General features: G+C 54.9%; 18 protein-coding genes. 14 read left to right on the top strand and 4 right to left on the bottom strand.

Annotation, left to right across the window (positions count from 1 at the left end; all coding sequences use genetic code 11):
* The first annotated feature begins 266 nt into the window (after positions 1-266).
* From rhtA to ybiO, 6 genes are all read left to right on the top strand, one after another.
* Complete coding sequence (gene rhtA, locus AAER43_RS06850; RefSeq protein WP_014883109.1) at positions 267-1154, top strand: threonine/homoserine exporter RhtA; 888 nt, start codon at positions 267-269, stop codon at positions 1152-1154.
* A 299-nt stretch (positions 1155-1453) separates the two neighbouring features.
* Positions 1454-1957: a DNA starvation/stationary phase protection protein Dps gene (gene dps / locus AAER43_RS06845; RefSeq protein WP_050861562.1), complete on the top strand. Its 504-nt coding sequence runs from the start codon at positions 1454-1456 to the stop codon at positions 1955-1957.
* Positions 1958-2319: 362 nt separating this feature from the next.
* A complete protein-coding gene (gene glnH / locus AAER43_RS06840; protein ID WP_014883108.1) occupies positions 2320-3063 on the top strand; it encodes a glutamine ABC transporter substrate-binding protein GlnH in 744 nt (247 codons plus the stop codon).
* Between the two features lie 93 nt (positions 3064-3156).
* Positions 3157-3816 carry a glutamine ABC transporter permease GlnP gene (gene glnP / locus AAER43_RS06835; RefSeq protein WP_003858462.1) on the top strand — a complete coding sequence of 220 codons (660 nt, stop codon included), beginning with the start codon at positions 3157-3159 and terminating at the stop codon, positions 3814-3816.
* On the top strand, positions 3813-4535 hold the full coding sequence (glnQ, locus tag AAER43_RS06830; protein ID WP_045134224.1) for a glutamine ABC transporter ATP-binding protein GlnQ: 723 nt from the start codon (positions 3813-3815) through the stop codon (positions 4533-4535). Before glnP ends, glnQ begins: the two co-directional genes overlap by 4 nt.
* 123 nt (positions 4536-4658) lie before the next feature.
* On the top strand, positions 4659-6872 hold the full coding sequence (gene ybiO / locus AAER43_RS06825; protein ID WP_050861560.1) for a mechanosensitive channel protein: 2214 nt from the start codon (positions 4659-4661) through the stop codon (positions 6870-6872).
* A 47-nt stretch (positions 6873-6919) separates the two neighbouring features.
* Here the strand turns inward: ybiO and rlmF are convergent, their stop codons facing one another.
* Positions 6920-7831, bottom strand: coding sequence for a 23S rRNA (adenine(1618)-N(6))-methyltransferase RlmF (rlmF, locus tag AAER43_RS06820; protein ID WP_014883105.1), 912 nt, complete (start codon positions 7829-7831; stop codon positions 6920-6922).
* 243 nt (positions 7832-8074) lie between these two features.
* On the opposite strand from rlmF, the gene mcbA reads away from it, so the two are divergent.
* From mcbA to ybiJ, 3 genes are all read left to right on the top strand, one after another.
* A complete protein-coding gene (gene mcbA / locus AAER43_RS06815; protein WP_014883104.1) occupies positions 8075-8341 on the top strand; it encodes a DUF1471 family periplasmic protein McbA in 267 nt (88 codons plus the stop codon).
* 123 nt (positions 8342-8464) lie between these two features.
* Positions 8465-8731 (top strand): DksA/TraR family C4-type zinc finger protein, encoded by a 267-nt coding sequence (locus AAER43_RS06810; RefSeq protein ID WP_014883103.1) that lies wholly within the window; start codon positions 8465-8467, stop codon positions 8729-8731.
* 285 nt (positions 8732-9016) lie between these two features.
* Entirely contained in the window at positions 9017-9277 is a 261-nt protein-coding gene (ybiJ, locus tag AAER43_RS06805; RefSeq protein ID WP_014883102.1) for a DUF1471 family protein YbiJ, read from the top strand.
* Between the two features lie 118 nt (positions 9278-9395).
* Here ybiJ and ybiB read toward each other — a convergent pair whose 3' ends face one another.
* Positions 9396-10358, bottom strand: a complete 963-nt coding sequence (ybiB, locus tag AAER43_RS06800) for a DNA-binding protein YbiB (RefSeq protein ID WP_014883101.1) — start codon at positions 10356-10358, stop codon at positions 9396-9398.
* A gap of 252 nt (positions 10359-10610) precedes the next feature.
* Here ybiB and AAER43_RS06795 point away from each other — a divergent pair, with 252 nt between their 5' ends.
* From AAER43_RS06795 to AAER43_RS06775, 5 genes are all read left to right on the top strand, one after another.
* Positions 10611-11147, top strand: a complete 537-nt coding sequence (locus AAER43_RS06795) for a fimbrial protein (RefSeq protein WP_014883100.1) — start codon at positions 10611-10613, stop codon at positions 11145-11147.
* A 68-nt stretch (positions 11148-11215) separates the two neighbouring features.
* A complete protein-coding gene (locus tag AAER43_RS06790) occupies positions 11216-11890 on the top strand; it encodes a molecular chaperone (RefSeq protein WP_023332465.1) in 675 nt (224 codons plus the stop codon).
* Between the two features lie 23 nt (positions 11891-11913).
* Positions 11914-14475 carry a fimbria/pilus outer membrane usher protein gene (locus AAER43_RS06785; RefSeq protein WP_080361033.1) on the top strand — a complete coding sequence of 854 codons (2562 nt, stop codon included), beginning with the start codon at positions 11914-11916 and terminating at the stop codon, positions 14473-14475.
* 20 nt (positions 14476-14495) lie between these two features.
* Positions 14496-15485: a fimbrial protein gene (locus AAER43_RS06780; protein ID WP_047343493.1), complete on the top strand. Its 990-nt coding sequence runs from the start codon at positions 14496-14498 to the stop codon at positions 15483-15485.
* Between the two features lie 5 nt (positions 15486-15490).
* Positions 15491-16003, top strand: coding sequence for a fimbrial protein (locus tag AAER43_RS06775; protein WP_041163089.1), 513 nt, complete (start codon positions 15491-15493; stop codon positions 16001-16003).
* On the opposite strand, the gene dinG is transcribed toward AAER43_RS06775, so the two are convergent.
* Both dinG and rhlE read right to left on the bottom strand, forming a co-directional pair.
* Entirely contained in the window at positions 15990-18167 is a 2178-nt protein-coding gene (gene dinG / locus AAER43_RS06770; RefSeq protein WP_023332461.1) for an ATP-dependent DNA helicase DinG, read from the bottom strand. The two genes, AAER43_RS06775 and dinG, sit on opposite strands and share 14 nt — an antisense overlap.
* Before the next feature lie 97 nt (positions 18168-18264).
* Complete coding sequence (rhlE, locus tag AAER43_RS06765; protein ID WP_023332460.1) at positions 18265-19647, bottom strand: ATP-dependent RNA helicase RhlE; 1383 nt, start codon at positions 19645-19647, stop codon at positions 18265-18267.
* Between the last annotated feature and the right edge of the window lie 184 nt (positions 19648-19831).

Genomic DNA, 19831 nt, shown 5'->3' with positions numbered 1-19831 from the left:
GAGGTCTTTCCTGTAACAGAACGTTTCCAACCTCAGCTAACTCTTTCAAATCACATGCGATTTTTCCTACAAAACGCCCATATTGCGCGTCTGTGCTGTTACATTCATCCAGATTATTCCTAATCTTTAAGACGATTAATCCAGCAGTAGTTAACCATTTTACGGATTTCATGGGGCTTTTTTTTCAACAGAGTCTCAACCGTCGCTGTATATTTCCTTTACACTGCAACCTTTACTTCATTTGACAGAAGCTGACAGGAGAAAGGATGCCTGGGTTATCCCGCACGTCGTCGGTCTGGTTGCCGGTAGCAGTCATACTCATTGCCATGTTGTCCATTCAAAGCGGTGCCTCGCTGGCAAAATCGCTCTTTCCACTGGTAGGGGCACCCGGGGTGACGGCCCTGCGTATCGTGCTGGGCACGGCGATACTGGTTGCCATTTTCAAACCCTGGCGTCTGCGCTTCAAAAAAGAGCAACGTCTCCCCCTGCTGTTTTATGGTCTGTCTCTTGGGGCGATGAACTATATGTTCTACCTCTCCATCCAGACCATCCCCCTCGGGATCGCCGTCGCGCTGGAGTTTACCGGTCCGCTGGCGGTGGCACTTTTCTCTTCCCGTCGTCCGGTGGATTTTATCTGGGTCGTATTGGCGGTGCTGGGCTTATGGTTCCTGTTGCCGCTCGGCCAGAATGTCACTGAGATTGATCTTACGGGTGCCGCGCTGGCTCTCGGAGCCGGTGCCTGCTGGGCCGTTTATATCCTCACCGGGCAGCGCGCTGGCGAAGAACATGGCCCGGCAACGGTCGCCCTGGGTTCCGTGATTGCGGCTATCGTTTTTGTGCCGATCGGTATGGCGCAGGCCACGGCGTCTATCTGGCAATGGTCAGTTATGCCCATTGGACTGGCGGTCGCAGTGCTCTCAACGGCGCTCCCCTATTCTCTGGAGATGATCGCTCTGACGCGTCTGCCGACACGCATTTTTGGCACCCTGATGAGCATGGAGCCTGCCCTGGCGGCAATCTCCGGAATGGTATTCCTTGGCGAAACGCTGACGTTTACCCAGACGCTGGCACTCTGCTCTATTATTGCAGCCTCAATGGGGTCAACGCTCACCATGCGCCCGGAACCCAAAGTTGAGAAAATCGACATCAACTGATGCCATATATTCTGCATGGCTTTGTGGCCATGCAGAATAAAGGCCAGATCGTCAGGCGTTATAATTTCTTACATACTTTGTCATATTATCGAAATATCCTGCCAGGCCTTTTTTCTCTGTCCTCAATTAAGATTGATCTGTATCAATTCTAAAATAATCTATTTATATCAGTAAATTATATTATCAACCTCCTTCTTGCTATTAAACCGATAGGCACAGCCAGACCGCAGAGAAAAAATCCGGTGCTATACTTAGTTCCGTAATTACCTGGGACATTAACATCAAGAGGATATGAGATTATGAGTACCGCTAAACTGGTGAAAACGAAAGCGTCTAATCTGCTTTATACCCGTAACGATGTATCGGATAGCGACAAAAAAGCGACCATTGAGTTGCTGAATCGCCAGGTGATCCAGCTCATCGATCTTTCGCTGATCACCAAACAGGCCCACTGGAATATGCGCGGTGCAAACTTTATTGCCGTTCATGAAATGCTGGATGGCTTCCGCACAGCACTGGTGACACACCTCGATACGATGGCTGAACGTGCCGTACAGTTGGGTGGTGTTGCGCTGGGTACCACGCAGGTGATTAACAGTAAAACGCCACTGAAAAGCTACCCGCTGGATATCCATACCGTGCAGGATCACCTGAAAGAGCTGGCAGACCGTTACGCGATTGTGGCCAATGACGTGCGCAAAGCGATTAGCGAAGCCAAAGATGAGGATACGGCAGATATCTTCACCGCCGCCTCCCGCGATCTGGATCAGTTCCTGTGGTTTATCGAATCTAACATCGAGTAATCCATACGATTTTTCTATCGAACCCTCGCCTTCCGGTGAGGGTTTTGCACATCTATGGTGCACACTTTTGGCCTGATACGGTGCAAAAGTGAAGAAATTGTAATAATCACCTCACACAACCGTTAATGGAAGATTGTTTTTTCGTCAGAATTTACGCTAAATATCTCCCCGTCAGTTGAGCCAAACGACGCGCACCAAAATGGTGCTCCATCATGGTGCAACACAACATCATTGCCCCGTTTTTTGTGCAATGCATGACTCCATCCCCTTTGCAAAACAACAGCTTGTAAAGTTGGCACGATTTTTTCATTGTGCCTGTCGTTCTCTCAGGGGATCGCCCCGTGGATATAAAAGGAAATGCTATGAAGTCTGTATTAAAAGTTTCACTGGCTGCACTTACCCTGGCTTTTGCGGTGTCCTCTCAGGCTGCCGACAAACTGGTTGTGGCGACCGACACGGCGTTCGTTCCGTTTGAATTCAAACAGGGTGATAAATACGTTGGCTTCGATGTTGATTTGTGGGCCGCTATCGCAAAAGAACTCAAACTGGATTACACCCTGAAGCCAATGGACTTCAGCGGCATCATCCCGGCACTGCAAACCAAAAACGTTGATCTGGCCCTGGCGGGTATCACCATCACCGAAGAGCGTAAAAAAGCGATCGACTTCTCTGACGGTTACTACAAAAGTGGTCTGCTGGTCATGGTCAAAGCCGATAACAATGACGTCAAAAGCGTGAAAGACCTCGACGGTAAAGTTGTCGCAGTGAAGGGCGGTACCGGTTCCGTGGATTACGCAAAAGCGAACATTAAAACCAAAGACCTGCGTCAGTTCCCGAACATCGACAACGCGTACATGGAACTCGGCACCAACCGTGCTGACGCTGTTCTGCACGATACACCGAACATCCTGTACTTCATCAAAACCGCAGGTAACGGCAAGTTCAAAGCGGTAGGCGACTCTCTGGAAGCACAGCAGTACGGTATCGCATTCCCGAAAGGCAGCGACGATCTGCGCACGAAAGTGAACGGCGCGCTGAAAACGCTTAAAGAGAACGGCACGTATAACGAAATCTACAAAAAATGGTTCGGTACTGAGCCTAAATAATTTCACCTGAAATCAGGTTTGTAACGCCCGGTGGCGCTGACGTTTACCGGGCCTACATTTTTCGTTTTTCACCACGGTATACAGGAATACATCATGCAGTTTGACTGGAGCGCCATCTGGCCTGCCATTCCACTCTTGCTTGAAGGCGCTAAAATGACCCTGTGGATTTCGGTCCTGGGTCTGGTGGGCGGGTTGATTATCGGTCTTGTCGCCGGTTTCGCCCGCACCTACGGCGGCTGGATTGCAAACCACATCGCACTGGTTTTCATCGAAGTGATCCGCGGCACCCCGATTGTCGTGCAGGTCATGTTCATCTACTTCGCCCTGCCAATGGCCTTCACCGACCTGCGTATCGATCCGTTCAGCGCAGCCGTCGTGACCATTATGATCAACTCGGGCGCCTACATTGCGGAAATCACCCGCGGTGCGGTGCTGTCGATTCATAAAGGTTTCAGTGAAGCGGGTCTGGCGCTGGGCCTTTCGCGTCGCGAAACGATCCGCCACGTCATTCTTCCGCTGGCGCTGCGTCGCATGCTGCCACCGCTGGGTAACCAGTGGATCATCAGTATTAAAGATACGTCGCTGTTCATCGTTATCGGCGTGGCTGAGCTGACCCGTCAGGGGCAGGAGATCATTGCTGGCAACTTCCGCGCGCTGGAAATCTGGAGTGCGGTAGCCGTTGTCTACCTGATCATTACTCTGGTTCTGAGCTTCGTTCTGCGTCGTCTTGAAAGAAGGATGAAAATCCTGTGATTGAATTTAAAAACGTTTCCAAGCACTTTGGCCCAACCCAGGTGCTGCACAATATTGATCTGAATATTACGCAGGGTGAAGTGGTGGTCATTATCGGACCGTCCGGTTCCGGTAAATCCACTCTGCTGCGCTGCATTAACAAACTGGAAGAGATCACCAGCGGCGATCTGATTGTCGACGGTCTGAAGGTCAATGACCCGAAAGTGGACGAGCGCCTGATTCGCCAGGAAGCGGGCATGGTGTTCCAGCAGTTCTACCTGTTCCCGCACCTGACGGCGCTGGAAAACGTGATGTTCGGCCCGCTGCGCGTGCGCGGTGCCAGCAAAGCGGCGGCGGAAGCGCTGGCAAAAGATCTGCTGGCAAAAGTGGGTCTGGCAGAACGTGCGCACCACTACCCTTCCGAGCTCTCCGGTGGTCAACAGCAGCGCGTCGCGATTGCCCGCGCGCTGGCAGTGAAGCCGAAGATGATGCTGTTTGATGAGCCAACGTCCGCACTCGACCCGGAGCTGCGCCACGAAGTGCTGAAAGTCATGCAGGATCTGGCAGAGGAAGGGATGACGATGGTTATCGTGACCCACGAAATCGGCTTTGCGGAGAAAGTCGCGTCCCGCCTGATCTTTATCGATAAAGGTCGTATCGCGGAAGACGGTAACCCGCAGGAACTGATTGCCAATCCGCCGAGCCAGCGTTTGCAGGAGTTCCTGCAGCACGTCTCCTGATCTTACGCTTCACGCTGAGCCGGGCTTGCCCGGCTTTTTTACGCCAGATTGTTCCCAAAAACTCTCCTCCTCCCCGCGCCCTCTATACTTATCATTTTGCACGATATTTTGTCGGAGGACGCCGTGCCGTGGTTCCTGCTGCTGTTGATAAGCCTGTTTAGTGCGCCATCCCTCGCCGTGGCGATCCCCGGCATGACCACCGGAACGACCGCGTCCCAGCAAAGTACGCCGCCCCCGGAACCGGATGTTGAACAAAAAAAAGCGGCTTACGGCGCACTTGCCGACGTGCTTGAAAACGATGCCTCCCGAAAAGAGTTAATCGATCAGCTGCGTAAAGCCGCCGCCACGCCGCCAAAGGAGACCGTTCCTACCCTCACCCCGCCGCAGGTAGAGGAACAAAAAACCGTGCTGGAAAACGTCACCGACGTGAGCCGACGCTTTGGTGAAGCGCTCTCCACACGCTTTGCCCAGCTCTTTCGCAACCTGATGGGATCACCGCATAAGGCATTTAACCCGCAAACCTTTAGCGCCGCCGCCACCCAGTTTTTGATGCTGGCGGGCGCGGTATTTCTTTTTTACTGGCTGGTACGCCTCTGTGCCTGGCCGCTGTACCGCAAGATGGGCTACTGGGGCCGAAAAAAGAACCAGCATAAAAACAGCTGGCTGCACCTCCCCGCCATGATCGCCGGAGCCTTTATTATTGATTTACTGCTGCTGGCGTTGACGCTGTTTGTGGGTCAGGTGCTGGCGGACCGTCTCAATACGGGCAACAAAACCATTGCCTTCCAGCAGGCGCTCTTTCTGAATGCGTTTGCGCTCATCGAATTTTTTAAAGCGGTACTGCGCGTCATCTTTTGCCCGCGCGTGCCTGAACTCCGCCCGTTTACGATCGGTAACGACAGTGCGAAATACTGGGCCGTGCGGCTCAGCGTGCTCAGCGGCCTGATTGGCTACGGCCTGCTGGTCGCGGTGCCGATCATCTCCAACCAGGTCAACGTGCAGTTTGGCGCGCTGGCGAACGTGTTGATCATGCTCTGTATTACCGTCTGGTCGCTGTACCTCATCTTCCACAATAAAAAGGCGATCACGGAGAGTCTGCTGCATCTGGCCGATCGTTCTTTGTCGTTCTTCAGCCTCTTCATTCGCGCCTTCGCGCTGGTGTGGCACTGGCTGGCAAGCGCTTACTTCATCGTGCTGTGCTTCTTCTCGCTGTTCGACCCGGGTAATAGCCTGAAATTTATGATGGGGGCGACGTTCAAAAGCCTGGCGATTATCGGCATCGCGGCATTTGTGTCGGGGCTGTTGTCGCGCTGGATTTCGAAAACCATCACCCTGTCCCCGCACGTACAGCGTAATTATCCGGAACTGCAAAAACGCGTGAACGGCTGGATGTCAGTCTCCCTCAAAGTGGCGCGCATTCTGACCGTCTGCGTGGCGATTATGCTGCTGCTGAATGCGTGGAACCTGTTTGATTTCTGGAACTGGCTGCATAACGGCGCAGGTGAGAAGACCGTTGATATTTTAATTCGTATCGCACTGATTCTGTTTTTCTCCGCCGTTGGCTGGACGCTGCTGGCGAGCCTTATCGAGAACCGTCTGGTGTCCGATATTCACGGCAGACCGCTCCCCAGCGCCCGTGCGCGCACGCTGTTGACCCTGTTCCGCAATGCGCTGGCGGTGATCATCAGTACCATCACCATCATGATTGTGCTGTCGGAAATCGGCGTAAACATCGCTCCGCTGCTGGCAGGTGCCGGTGCGCTGGGACTGGCGATCTCCTTCGGGTCACAAACGCTGGTGAAGGATATTATTACCGGCATTTTTATCCAGTTTGAGAACGGAATGAACACCGGCGATCTGGTAACCATCGGGCCGCTGACCGGCACGGTCGAGCGGATGTCGATTCGTTCGGTGGGCGTGCGTCAGGATACCGGGGCATACCACATTATTCCGTGGTCATCGATCACCACCTTCGCCAACTTTGTGCGCGGCATTGGCTCCGTTGTGGCGAACTACGATGTGGATCGTCATGAGGATGCGGACAAAGCGAAGCAGGCGCTGCGGGACGCCGTTGAAGAGTTAATGCAGATGGAGGATATTCGCGGCCTGGTAATTGGCGAGCCGTCATTTGCCGGGATTGTCGGGCTGACGAATACGGCATTTACGCTTCGCGTGTCGTTCACCACCCAGCCGCTGAAGCAGTGGACGGTGCGCTTTGCGCTCGACAGCATGGTGAAAAAACACTTTGATCTGGCAAACGTGCGGATGCCGGTGCAGACGTATCAGGTGTTGCCTTCACCGGCATCGATGCCACCTCCGCAGGAGCCGACATTGTAGCCGTGTTGCCGGGTGGCGGCTTCGCCTGACCCGGCCTGCGGGACACCTTATTTGCGGCGTTTGTTGTCATCCATAAACGACCAGGCAATAAAGCGGCTCTGCTTCTGGCCCTGCGCCATCTCTTTTTTCACCACTTTCACCGCGCCTGCTTCGGTGAGGGCCCGGTAGAGTGGCGGCAGGTTATCTCCGCGGGAAACCAGCGTGGTAAACCATTTCACCTGGCGACCAAACTGTTTGCTTTCAGCAATCATCCGCAGGATGAAGGCGACTTCACCGCCCTCGCACCACAGCTCCTGCTGCTGCCCACCAAAGTTCAGCGCGGCATCTTCGGCCTGCCCCAGGTTGCGGCGTTTGCGCTCGCTGCCTGCACGGGCCGCTGCCGCCGAATCATGGAATGGCGGATTACACATCGTGGCGTCATAGCTTTCGTTTTTGTGAATGATGCCGTTGAAGATTGACGTCGCCTCCTTCTGGCGACGCAGACGAATGGAACGACTCAGGCCAGCGTTAGCGCTGATTATCGCCTGCGCGCTGGCAAACGCCTCGGCACCGATTTCGCTCCCGGTAAAGCGCCAGTGGTACTCATGCACGCCAATCAGGGGGTAAATCAGGTTTGCCCCGGTACCAATATCCAGGACGGAAGCCTGCTGGGGGATCGCGCCGTCACGATCGTCGGCGAGAAGATCGGCAAGGTGATGAACGTAATCAGCACGGCCCGGAACAGGAGGACAGAGAAAGCCTTCCGGGATATCCCAGTGCGCCACACCGTAAAAATGCGCCAGCAGCGCCTTGTTCAGGGTTTTCACCGCCAGCGGATCGGCAAAGTTAACCGACGGTTCACCCGCGGGGGTCTCGACAATATAGTCCTGCAGCGCCGGACAACTCTGGCACAGTGCGTTCATGTCGTAGCGGCTGCGATGGCGATTTCGTGGGTGCAATCCCGGCTTTTGGGAAGTCATGGCATTCTCCTTTAAACAGCGGCGTAAGATACCTTGTGCTGGCTCTACGGTAAATCTTTCTCTGCAACCCTTAAAAAACCGCCATAAATCAAACACCTTTATGTCTATGATCTGTCAGCGGATTGTCAGCTTTTATCGTTCAAAAAATAAGCAGATCATCATCAAATATTTGCGCTAAATCACACTCGTCAGGCTTCTAAACTTATAGGGAATCACCTGTTGTTTCCTCATGAGGATGTGATTATGAAAAAGTATCTAACCCTTGCTCTTCTCGCCGGTACCCTGGCGAGCGCCTCTTTCTCCGCTATGGCCGTTCAGTCCCTGACCCAAAGCACGGACACCAGCCAGCTGCGCCCGGCCGGTACCGTCTCGGTAAGCCGCGCAAGCAACCTTGACGATCTTCAGGATAAACTGGCTGAAAAAGCTCGCCAGGAAGGCGCTAAAGGCTTCGTGGTGAACTCCGCAGGTGGAGATAACCATATGTACGGCACAGCGACTATCTATAAATAACGTGTTTCCTTTCACTCGACTGCATCTGCCTGCCAGATGCAGTTTGTCTCCCCTCTCACCTTGATTGTGCATTTTTTAACCCCATATTAACGCTATGGCTTAAACCGATATCAGGAGGGCAAGATGGCTTCCGGTTGGGCAAATGATGATGCCGTGAACGAACAGATCAACAGTACGATTGAAGATGCGGTTGCGCGCGCTCGCGGCGAAATTCCGCGCGGCGAAAGTTTAACGGAATGCGAAGAGTGTGGAGAGCCCATTCCTGAGGCGCGGCAAAAAGCCATTCCAGGAGTAAGGTTATGCATAACCTGCCAGCAGGATAAAGATTCGAAAAATGCTTCACATTCGGGATATAATCGCAGAGGATCGAAAGACAGCCAGTTACGCTGACTTTCCTTTACCTAAGTTAACCGCCCGAATGCTTACCTTTACGCTCACGCTTTTTAGCGAACCGCGTAGCAAAATGTGCCATTCATCTTTCTTCTGTAAAGCGTATCAACAAGAAGTGTAAAGCCGTAATTTGAATTTATTAATAATCAATAAGTTATTTGTCATTCAATTTTTTTGATTAACCACGTCAATTCTCTTCGATTTTATCTCTGCAGAAAAAACGTGATACTTATCACATCGACGGAACATCGTCCCATTAACAGAATAACCTGCGAGAGATTAATTATGAAAACCATCAAATATGCTGTTGCTGCTGTTGCCCTGTCCGCTCTGTCTTTCGGCGCATTCGCTGTAGAGCCTGTTTCATCTACTCAGGCGCAGAGCATGAATAAAATCGGTGTGGTGAGTGCAGAAGGCGCGACCACGCTGGACGGTCTGGAAGCCAAACTGGCTGAGAAAGCGGCTGCTGCCGGTGCAAGCGGATACACCATCACCTCCGCTAACACCAACAACAAGCTGAGCGGTACTGCGGTTATCTACAAATAATCGCCTGAATGAATGCTGTACCCTCACCAAACCCTCTGGTGAGCTGCTCCAACCCTCATTGACCCTGTTGTTTGTTACCCTTGCTTGCCCGTCCGCCACTGGACGGGCTTTTTTTTGCCTAAAATGCCGCCTCAACCCGTTTCATGCCAGCCTCGACCGTGTCAACTTCCCCGGTCGCCAGCAGGCAGCAGGCCATCTGTAACCTGATGGACTGCGGCACCGGCACATTTCCGGCAAGGCACTGTTCAATCCACTTCGCGGTGATGTAGGGATCTTTCGCCTCCGGCAGAATAACGCCGCTGTTCTCTTCCCCACGTTCAAGCGCGATACGCGTCCCAGCCGCGTCGATCAGCATTATTTGCGGGCAGCGCTGCGGATTAGCGTACACCTCGCCTTCCGTCCCATGCATCAGCAACGCGTTGCCGCCAATCTCTTCAAAGAATTTCCCCACGCGCCCCACGTATTCCGGGTGCGAAACGCTGGAAAGGCGCAGCGCGGCATTTTCGGCAAATGGCGTGGCCAGCTTCGCCAGCGTATGCGCGCTGTTACGCACGCCCATTCGCCAGCGCATTGCGAGCTGCTTTTCCAGCGGCGGGCAGAGCGCCTTAACGGGAATATAGACCGGCTGATGGCTATCGAGCTTCGCCTGCGCCTGCCCGGCGTGGAGGGTGGGTTCGATCCCCAGCAGTTCAAAAATCGTTTCTGTCAGCACGCGGGTCGGGTCTTCACTCACCCCATGCACCACCACCGGAAAACCCAGCTTATGTAACAGAATAGCCAGCAGCGGCGTCAGGTTGGCCTGCTTGCGCGCGCCGTTATAGCTGGGAATGACGATCGGCATCGGTTTTGCCACCGGTGGCGTCAGACGCAGCGTTTGCGCCTGCATCGCCTCATAAAAGCCGCGCATCTCCGCTTCACCTTCTCCCTTAATGCGCAGGGCGATAAGAATGCCGCCGAGTTCGAGATCGGGAACCTCACCGTTGAGCATACGGGTGTAAAGCGCACGCGCAGTCTCATGATCCAGGTCGCGGGCATGGTTTTTTCCACGCCCTACCTCTTTGATAATTTTACGATAATCCACGGTATCTCTCCTGAAAACGTCACCTTGTTAACACTATATCCCCGATGAAACCTGCCCGGTAGCTTTTTATCCCCACCGCCAGAGCCATCTGTTTTGCCGAAGAAAAAAATTATGCAAGCACTGATTCAATTATTTGTGATGCCTATAGAAGATTCTTATCCATCCATTCTTTGATTAAATAACGAACGGAAATCATTGAGGACAACGGGCAAAAACCTTAGGCACGTTTTTACCCACACACCAGGAACTATTATGAACAAGATTGCGTTAGGTCTTTTTATCGCGTCGGTGATTGGCTGCTCGGCATCCGCTTTTGCAGCAACAGACGGTGAAGGACAGATCAACTTTACGGGCGAAATCATCGATTCCGCCTGTCAGGTTGTGAATGGTTTAAGTAACCCGTTGAACGTGACATTAGGCAAAGTCTCCAAGACGGTCTTTACCGGTGCCGGCTCCACCAGCACCGCCACGAAGTTTGATATTGAGTTAAAAAACTGCCCGGAAACCGTTACGGCGGCGGCAATCAACTTCGGTGGAACCCCGGATGCAAATAACAACAGCACCCTGGCGTTAACCCCCGATGCAGATGCCGCAACCGGCGTAGCCATTCAGCTGATCGACTCTTCTGAACAGCCCGTCAGTTTATATACTCCGTCAAAAGAGTATCCGCTGGCCTCCGGCACCGCAGTAAACGATCTGCAGTTTGCCGCGCGTTATATTCAAACTGGTGCGGCTATTACCGCTGGCCCGGCAAACTCTGTTTCAACATTCACGGTTATTTATAACTGATATTGCTCACCAGGGACTATTTCCTTTTGCAAGAAAGAGATAGTCCCGTCTTATTTTGAGAAAAAACTATGCGTCACGGTTATTTACTCAGCACCCTTTTACTGGTAGCTGCAACGGCACATGCAGGCGTTATTATTAACGGCACGCGCCTGGTCTACCAGGGAGGCAAAAAGGAATCCTCTATCGGTATTTCAAACCCAGATGCAACGGATTATCTGGTGCAATCCTGGGCGGATTCTGGCGGTAAAGACCTGGCCAAAGCCCCCTTTCTGATTACGCCGCCACTGTTTCGTCTTGATGCGAAGCAGGAAAACGTTCTGCGCGTCGTACGTACCGGCGGAAATTTGCCTGAAGATCGCGAGTCGATGTTCTGGCTGAATATAAAAGCCATCCCCTCCTCAAAAAAGGTGGCAGGGGTCAATACCCTGCAAATTGCGGTTAACACGCGCATTAAGCTGATGTACCGCCCGGCCTCCGTCAAGGGTAAACCGGAAGCGGTAGCGGATCAGCTTGAGTGGCACCGCGAGGGCAATGATTTAGTGGTTAACAACCCGACGCCGTTTTATATGAATTTCCAGTCGGTCACCCTTAACGGTCATAAGGTCGATAAAGCGACCTGGGCCGTACCAAAAACCGAAACCCATTTTGCGTTGCCTGCACATACCGGCGGTTCAACCGTGTCCTGGTCAATTATTACTGATTACGGCAGCATCAGCAAAACGCTCTCTGCATCCGTGCATTAATACCGTACCCAATAACGCACCTTATGATTACCTATTCTTCAACCCCAAGAAGGCAATTGCCTTCCGTTTATCGGATGCTTACGCTGCTGACCCTGCTATGCGGGTTAGCAGCCGTGGGTTTTTCGCAGCAAACGCGGGCGGATGATTATTTTAATCCAGCGTTGTTGGATGTGGATAATCCACAGCAGGGAAAAACCGATCTCTCCATTTATGAAAAAGGCCCGGGACAGGCGCCAGGGAAATATCAGGTCACGATCTTTATCAATAATAATAAAATTGATACCCGCGACGTGACCTTTATATTGCAAAAGCAGGATAATGGAGAAAATTCCCTTCAGCCCTGCTTTACTCTGTCCGATTTAAAAAGCCTGGGTATTAAAACTGACGACTATCCTCAGCTTGCCGTGAAAGGCTCATGCGCGGATTTGCACGCCATACCGGCGGCGACGGCGACATTTCGCGTCAGCAACCAGCAGCTTGTGTTGAGCATTCCGCAGTCCGCGCTCGGTCAGGTTCCCCGTGGCTATATTGACCCAACAGAATTTGATGAGGGGATCACGGCGGGCATCCTCAACTACAGCGCCAGCGCCAGCCAGAGCCACGCCCGTCAGCAGGGCATGCAGGACAACAGCAGCCAGTACGTTAACCTGCGTCCGGGCATGAACGTCGGCGCGTGGCGCCTGCGCAACTATTCCACCTGGAGTCGCAGCACCAGCGGTCACGAAGAAGAGCAATCCTTTAACTCGGTCTACACCTATGCCCAGCGCGATATCGTGGCGTTAAAAAGCGATCTGACCGTAGGCCAAAGCAGCTCCCCGGCAGACGTATTTGACAGCGTTCCGTATACCGGCGCGCAGCTGAACTCCGACAACGATATGCTGCCGGACAGCGAAAAAGGCTATGCCCCGATCATCCGCGGCACGGCCCACAGTAATGCGCTGGTGGTGGTACGTCAGAACGGCTACGTGATTTATCAAAATACCGTTGCGCCGGGTGCATTTGAAATCAATGACCTGTATCCCACCGGCAGCAGCGGCGATCTCCAGGTCACCGTGAAAGAGACGGACGGCAGCGAACGTCACTTTGTGGTGCCCTACGCCTCCGTACCGGTCCTCCAGCGCGAAAAGCATCTGAAATACAGCGTCACTGCCGGGCGCTACCGCTCTTATGACAAAGACGTGGAAAAAACGCCCTTCGCTCAGGGGAGTGTCATTTATGGCCTGCCGTACGGATTCACCGCCTACGGTGGCGTGCAGCAAAGCAGCCATTATCAGTCACAGGCGCTGGGCACCGGTAAAAACTTTGGCGATCTTGGCGCGTTTTCTGTCGACGTGACGCGCGCCAAAGCGCTGCTCAAAAAACAGCAGGCCAGCAAGGGGCAATCCTGGCGTCTGCGCTACAGCAAAGATTTCGCGGGTACGGGCACAAACTTCGCTCTGGCTGGCTATCGCTACAACAGTAAAGGGTTTTACACCCTCGAAGACACCATGGAATCCTATACCCGCGCCGATGACTGGTCAGCACCGCAGCAGCGCCGCGCGCGTACCGAGGCCACCATCGATCAAACCCTCGGCGAAGGCTGGGGATCGTTTACGCTGAGCCTGGTCAAAGAGACCTACTGGAACCAGGGTCAGGACATGACCTCGATGAGCGTCAGCTATAACAACAGCTGGAAGGGAATCACCTACAGCATGAGCTATAGCCTCAACAAAAACACCAACAGCCGTGATGACGAAGGCGATTCGGTCAGTAACGATAACCTGTTCGCGCTGAGCGTGTCGGTACCGCTGGATCGCTGGATGAGCAACACCTGGGCCTCCTACAACATGAATAACAATAAAGACGGCACCACGCACACGCTGGGCCTGAACGGGACGGCGCTGGAGGAGAACAACCTTAACTGGAACGTGCAGGAAGGCTATGACTCATCAGAGAACGGTACCTCTACCAGTCTGAACGCCGATTATAAAGCCACCTATGGGGAAGTGAGCGGCGGTTTCAGCCAGGACAAATACCAGCGGACCACCAACGTCGGTCTGCAGGGGGGCATGATAGCCCACGCTAACGGCCTGACGCTGAGCCAGCCGCTGGGCGAGACCATCGCGCTGGTGAAAGCGCCCGGAGCCAGCGGCACGCACATCGCCAACCAGACGGGCGTGGAAACTGACTTCCGCGGCTATACCGTGGTGCCCTTTGTCACCGCCTATCGCCACAACACGATTTCGCTGGATACCGAAACGCTGCCTGACGAGGCTGACGTGACGCACGCTTCGCAGATCGTCACGCCAACCCGCGGTGCGGTGGTGCGGGCAAGCTTCAATACCCGCGTGGGTCATCGCGTCCTGATGACGCTGACGCACAACGGGAAGCCGCTGCCCTTCGGCGCAACGGTTACCACCGAGGATAAGGACAGCGAATTTATCGTCGGCACTGATGGCCAAACCTATCTTTCCGGAATGCCCGATCGCGGCAAGCTTTCCGTCTCATGGGGACAGGAAGCCAGCGACCACTGCGTTGCGGAATACACGCTCACGGATGAAAAAGAGAAAACAGACATTATTAACGCTGCCGCGCAGTGTCAGTAATCAACCGAGCAGGTTCACCTATGCAGCTTGTAAAACAATGCTTTTTCTTACTCATACTGGCAACCGCATCGCTGTTTATGCCGCATGCAAAAGCCACCTGTACGTCGCCGGATATGCCAAAGACCATTAACCTGTCCACGGTTTCCGTCTCCACCACGCTTCCCGTCGGCGCGACCATCCCCGGCACCGAACAGACGGTACACGTCGCGGGCCACTGCGATAGTGCTGCAGATAAGGGTCTGGAGATCGTCTCCTGCTACTACGGCTACGGCACGGAAATTCCCGGCCTTTCCGGAGTCTATGAATCCGGCGTGAAGGGGGTTGGTATTGCGCTGATGAATGACAAAGGTCAGCGCATCAGCGGTGCGGGCGGGGTCACCTGTGACTCCCGCGGCACGCCAATTGGCTATGTCTCAACTGACGGCAACCAGACGTTCGATTTTAACGTCACGCTGGAGCTGGTAAAAACGGATACCGCGGTAGAATCCGGTACGCTAAATCAAAGCCAGACCGTTTTTGGCATTGGCGTTTTTGGTCACGAAGGTATCGGTTCACCCAACAATGTTAGCTATGCCGGTAACGTAAACCTTGAAAACGTCACCTGCTCCGTACTGCCAAAAAGCCTGACCGTCAACATGGGCGATTTCCCGGTCAGCGATTTCAATATGGTCGGCACGCTGGCGATGCCCGCGAAGGAGTTCAACATCACGGTGAACTGTAACTCCACCGTTCAGCCGGAATTTAAGGTCACCAGCAGCGACGGCTACGTACCCGGTTATCAGGGGGTGCTTAAGCTCACGCCGGAGGATGGCGTGGCAACGGGGGTCGGGATTGAAATGGTGATCGACAACGAGCTGGCAACGTTCGATACCTACACCCCAACTGAAACCCTGGCCTATGCCAACCAGACGATGGATATCCCGGTCAAGCTGAACTATTTGCAGGTGGCAGATGAAGTCACCCCTGGCCCGGCGAACGCCGTCGCCACCATTACTCTGGCCTATAAGTGATGAAAATGAAGAAACGTCTCTTTGTGCTGGCCGCGCTGGCCAGCACGCTCACCTTTCTGGCCCGGGCTGACGATATTCAGCTGCAAATGGTCGGTAACATTTATGCCAACACCTGCCTCGTGGACAGCGCCAGCAAGGATTTAACCGTTGATTTAGGCCAGGCGGCTTCCAGTGAATTCCATGACGTGGGGGATACCGGCGCGTGGAAAACCTTCAGCCTGAAGGTGACGCATTGTCCGAAATCCCTCGCCCTGGCGACCGCCTTCTTTTACGGTCAGGCTGATGCCACGCACCCAACCAAGTTTGCCAACACGGGCAGCGCGAAGGGGCTGGCGCTGGAGCTGGCGGACAGCCAGGACCATATACTCATCGCACCGCAGGCCAGCTTTAACGCGCTGATTGACCAGAACGACCATACCGCCACCTTCCCGCTGGCCGCACGCTATTACGCCACCGCTATGCCTGTTACCGCAGGCACGTTCAGCAGCGTCGTTCAGGTGACCTTCACTTACCAGTAGGACCGCGCCCCTTAGCACGGATGCTTTTTCGACGCCCGGCAGCCTGTTTTGCCGGGCGTTTTTTTATCTCCGGTACTGACGGCTGTTCAATCGGGAAGACCGGTAGCGCGTTGAGCAGCCGCTGTCCATAATTTTTGGTCAGCAGACGTTTATCGTAGATCACCACTTCGCCCCAGCAGCCGTGGCTTCGAATCAAACGCCCCACCTGCTGAATCAGGTTAAACGATGCCGCAGGCAGGCTCTGCACCTCAAACGGATAGCGGTTAAGGCTTTTCAGCCATTCGCCCTCGGTGATCACCACCGGGCTGTCGATGGGGGGGAAGGCAATTTTATGAATGTGGACCTGCGTCAGGTAGTCGCCTTTCAGGTCAAGACCTTCCGCGAAAGACTGCAATCCCACCAGCACGCTACGCTCGCCGTTATCAATGCGTTTACGGTGGGTTTCCACCAGCCTGTAACGTGGCTGGTCACCCTGCACCAGCAGGAGTAAACGCAGATCGGTGACGTGCTCCAGAAAACGCTGCATGGCGCGTCCACTGGCGAATAACACCAGCATGCCAGGGTATTTTTTACTCTCGACCTGTTCGCGGAAATAGGCCGCCATTTCCGCAATGTGCTGTTCTTCGTTGTCGATCAGCGGCTCAAACGTCATGCGCGGAATGACCAGCTTGCCCTGCTCGCAGTGGTTAAACGGCGAGTCCAGCGCCACAAAGCGGTCACCCGCTTTTTCTTTTAGCCCGCTCATCTCCTGCAAACGAGAAAAACTGTTCAGAGAACGCAGCGTGGCAGAGGTCACCACCACGTGCGGCACGCTGCGCCAGATCAGCTTTTCCAGCTGATCGGCCACGCGGATGCCCACGCAGTGGAAGTAGAGATGCACCTGCCCGTCCCGCACGTCGCGGGTGGCCCATTTGGTGACCGGCGCGCCTGATGCCTGCGCCATTGAGGCCAGCCGCCAGAGTTTGCTCTGCGCTTCGAACATGCCCAGCGCGCGGTTCATCTGTAGCAGAATACGGTGCAGACGCACCACGTCATGCGTGCCGGTTTTCTCGCTCAGATCGTTTAAGAACATCTCCGCCAGCCCGCGCAGCTTTTCAAGGTGCTTTGCCAGCTGCTGACAAATTTCCATCACCTCTTCCGGCAGTTCGCCCATCGCAAAGCGATGTTCCGCCTCCTGGGCTGCGGGAAGATAAAGGTTGAGGATGTTATTGAGCGAGGAGATCAGGCCGTAAACCTCTTCACAATGCTCGCTTAGCCGTTCCGGCACCGCCAGCGGCGGCGTGGTTTTCGGGCGGAACTGCTCCATGCAGGTTGCCACCAGCTTGCAGAACAGATCCAGCTGCAGGCGGAACCAGGGCGCGGTGATCTCGGCGCTCATCTCCAGCGCGTCCCGAGCCACGTCGGGCAGATGGTGGCCTTCGTCGAGCACCAGCAGCAGATTTTTGGGCTCCGGTAGCACCGCCTCACTCTCCAGCGCGGCCATCACCAGCGCGTGGTTGGCGACAACCACCTCCGCCTCCTGAATCTCACGCCGGGCAACAAAGAACGGGCACTCGCGGTAGTAGTGACAGTTGCGGTTCAGGCAGCTGGCTTTGTCAGTGCTGAGCCTGCGCCATAAGTCGTCGCTGATGGCCTGGCTGGTGTGATCCCGCAGGCCGTCCCACTTATAGCCGTCGAGTTCGGCTTTGAGTTTTGCACACTGCTCCTGCTCGGCCTTATTGTTCGGCGTCAGCTCGTCATCAAGAAACGCGAGCAGATCCTGTTGATTCGGCTCGCTGCTGGCGAGCGCCGCCAGGTTACGTGGGCACACGTAGCGCCCGCGCCCAAAGGCGGCGGTAAAGCGCAGGTCGGGGATGATTTTGCGCAGCAGCGGCAAATCTTTGCTGAAAATCTGATCCTGCAGGGCCACGTTGGCGGTGCTGACCACCAGCGTTTTGTCCTCTTCCCGCGCGATGGCAATACCGGGAATGAGATATGACAGGGTTTTCCCGACGCCGGTCGGCGCTTCAATCGCCAGATGTCGCCCGTCGTCCCCGGCAAGCGTTTTTGCCACGTCAGCAATCATCTGCCGCTGCGGCGCTCGGGGGATAAAGTCGGGGATCTGCTGTTGTAGCGCCTTGTACCATGCGCCAATTTGCGCTTTCAGCGCCGCGGTTAAAGCCATCGAAAAACCTGAAATACTGTATAAACAGCCACCATTGTGGCACTTTCTCTTCGCTGCCGCAAAAAGAAAAGCCCGGCTTTACGACCGGGCTTCCAGATTACTGCGGGTTAGCAGGTTTACGCGGGCGGCGTCGACGCTGCCCTTCCCCTGCCGGTTTCCCTTCACCGCTGCGCCACGGACTTTCGCCGGCCGGTTTGCTGTCGTTGTTGCGACGCGGGGGTTTGCCGGATGATTTCGGCGCGCCGCCTTCAGCACGACGCGGCTGCTGACCGCGACCACCGCCGCCCTGACCACGACCGCCGCCCTGGCGACCGTTCTGAATCGGCTCCGCCTTAATGGACGGATCCACCTCGTAGCCCGGGGTTTCGATGCGTGGGATCTCTTTCTTCAGCAGACGTTCGATGTCGCGCAGCAGCTTGTGTTCATCGACGCAGACCAGAGAGAGCGCTTCACCGGTTGCCGCCGCGCGGCCGGTACGACCGATACGGTGAACGTAATCTTCCGGGACGTTGGGCAGCTCGTAGTTTACTACGTGCGGCAGCTCTTCAATGTCCAGACCACGCGCGGCGATGTCGGTTGCCACCAGCACGCGGATGTCGCCAGATTTGAAGTCCGCCAGCGCACGGGTACGCGCACCCTGGCTCTTGTTACCGTGGATGGCGGCACTGCGGATACCGTCTTTATTGAGCTGTTCCGCCAGGTGGTTCGCACCGTGCTTGGTGCGGGTAAAGACCAGCACCTGCTGCCAGTTACCCTGGCCGATCATCTGGGAGAGCAGCTCCCGCTTACGCTTTTTATCAACAAAGTGAACGTGCTGCGTCACCTGCTCAGAGGCGGTGTTGCGACGCGCCACTTCCACTTCCAGCGGGTTATGCAGCAGCTTTTCTGCCAGCGCCTTGATCTCGTCGGAGAAGGTGGCAGAGAACAGCAGGTTCTGACGACGCGCAGGCAGCTTGGCCAGCACGCGGCGAATGTCGTGGATAAAGCCCATGTCGAGCATGCGGTCGGCTTCGTCCAGCACCAGAATTTCAATCTGATCGAGCTTCACCGCGTTCTGGTGTTCGAGATCCAGCAGACGGCCCGGCGTTGCCACCAGCACGTCCACGCCGCCGCGCAGCTTCATCATCTGTGGGTTGATGCTGACGCCACCGAAAACGACCAGCGAGCGAATGTTGAGATAGCGGCTGTAGTCACGCACATTCTCACCAATCTGCGCCGCCAGCTCACGGGTTGGGGTCAGGATCAGCGCACGAACCGGACGACGGCCTTTGGCGTGCGGCTGGTTTTTTACCAGCAGCTCTAACAGCGGCAGCGTAAAGCCCGCGGTTTTACCGGTGCCGGTCTGGGCGCTGGCCATCAGGTCACGCCCCTGAAGAACGGCGGGGATCGCCTGCTGCTGGATGGGGGTTGGCTCAACGTAGCCCTGCTCTGCGATGGCACGCAGAATTTCCGGGTTCAGGCCAAGGGAATCAAAAGACATAAAAACTCCGAACCGCCCCGACCATCACAGGTGTAGTTTTCAGGGAGATATAACGAAAAGGGGAAGGACAAAAACCACAATGTCGTGAAGGTGCGGAGTGTAGCAGCTTTTGTGACGTGGCGCATAAAATATCCCAGCACGAACGCTCGACGGTTCAGCAATTCGGGGCTATTTTTAATCAATC

Origin of the sequence: Enterobacter sp. FUJ80071 (assembly GCF_038739915.1) — a bacterium.
In the GTDB taxonomy this organism is placed as follows: Bacteria; Pseudomonadota; Gammaproteobacteria; order Enterobacterales; family Enterobacteriaceae; genus Enterobacter; species Enterobacter kobei.
The sequence above is the reverse complement of the archived record's forward strand: the minus strand, read 5'-3'. Positions and strand labels throughout refer to the sequence as shown.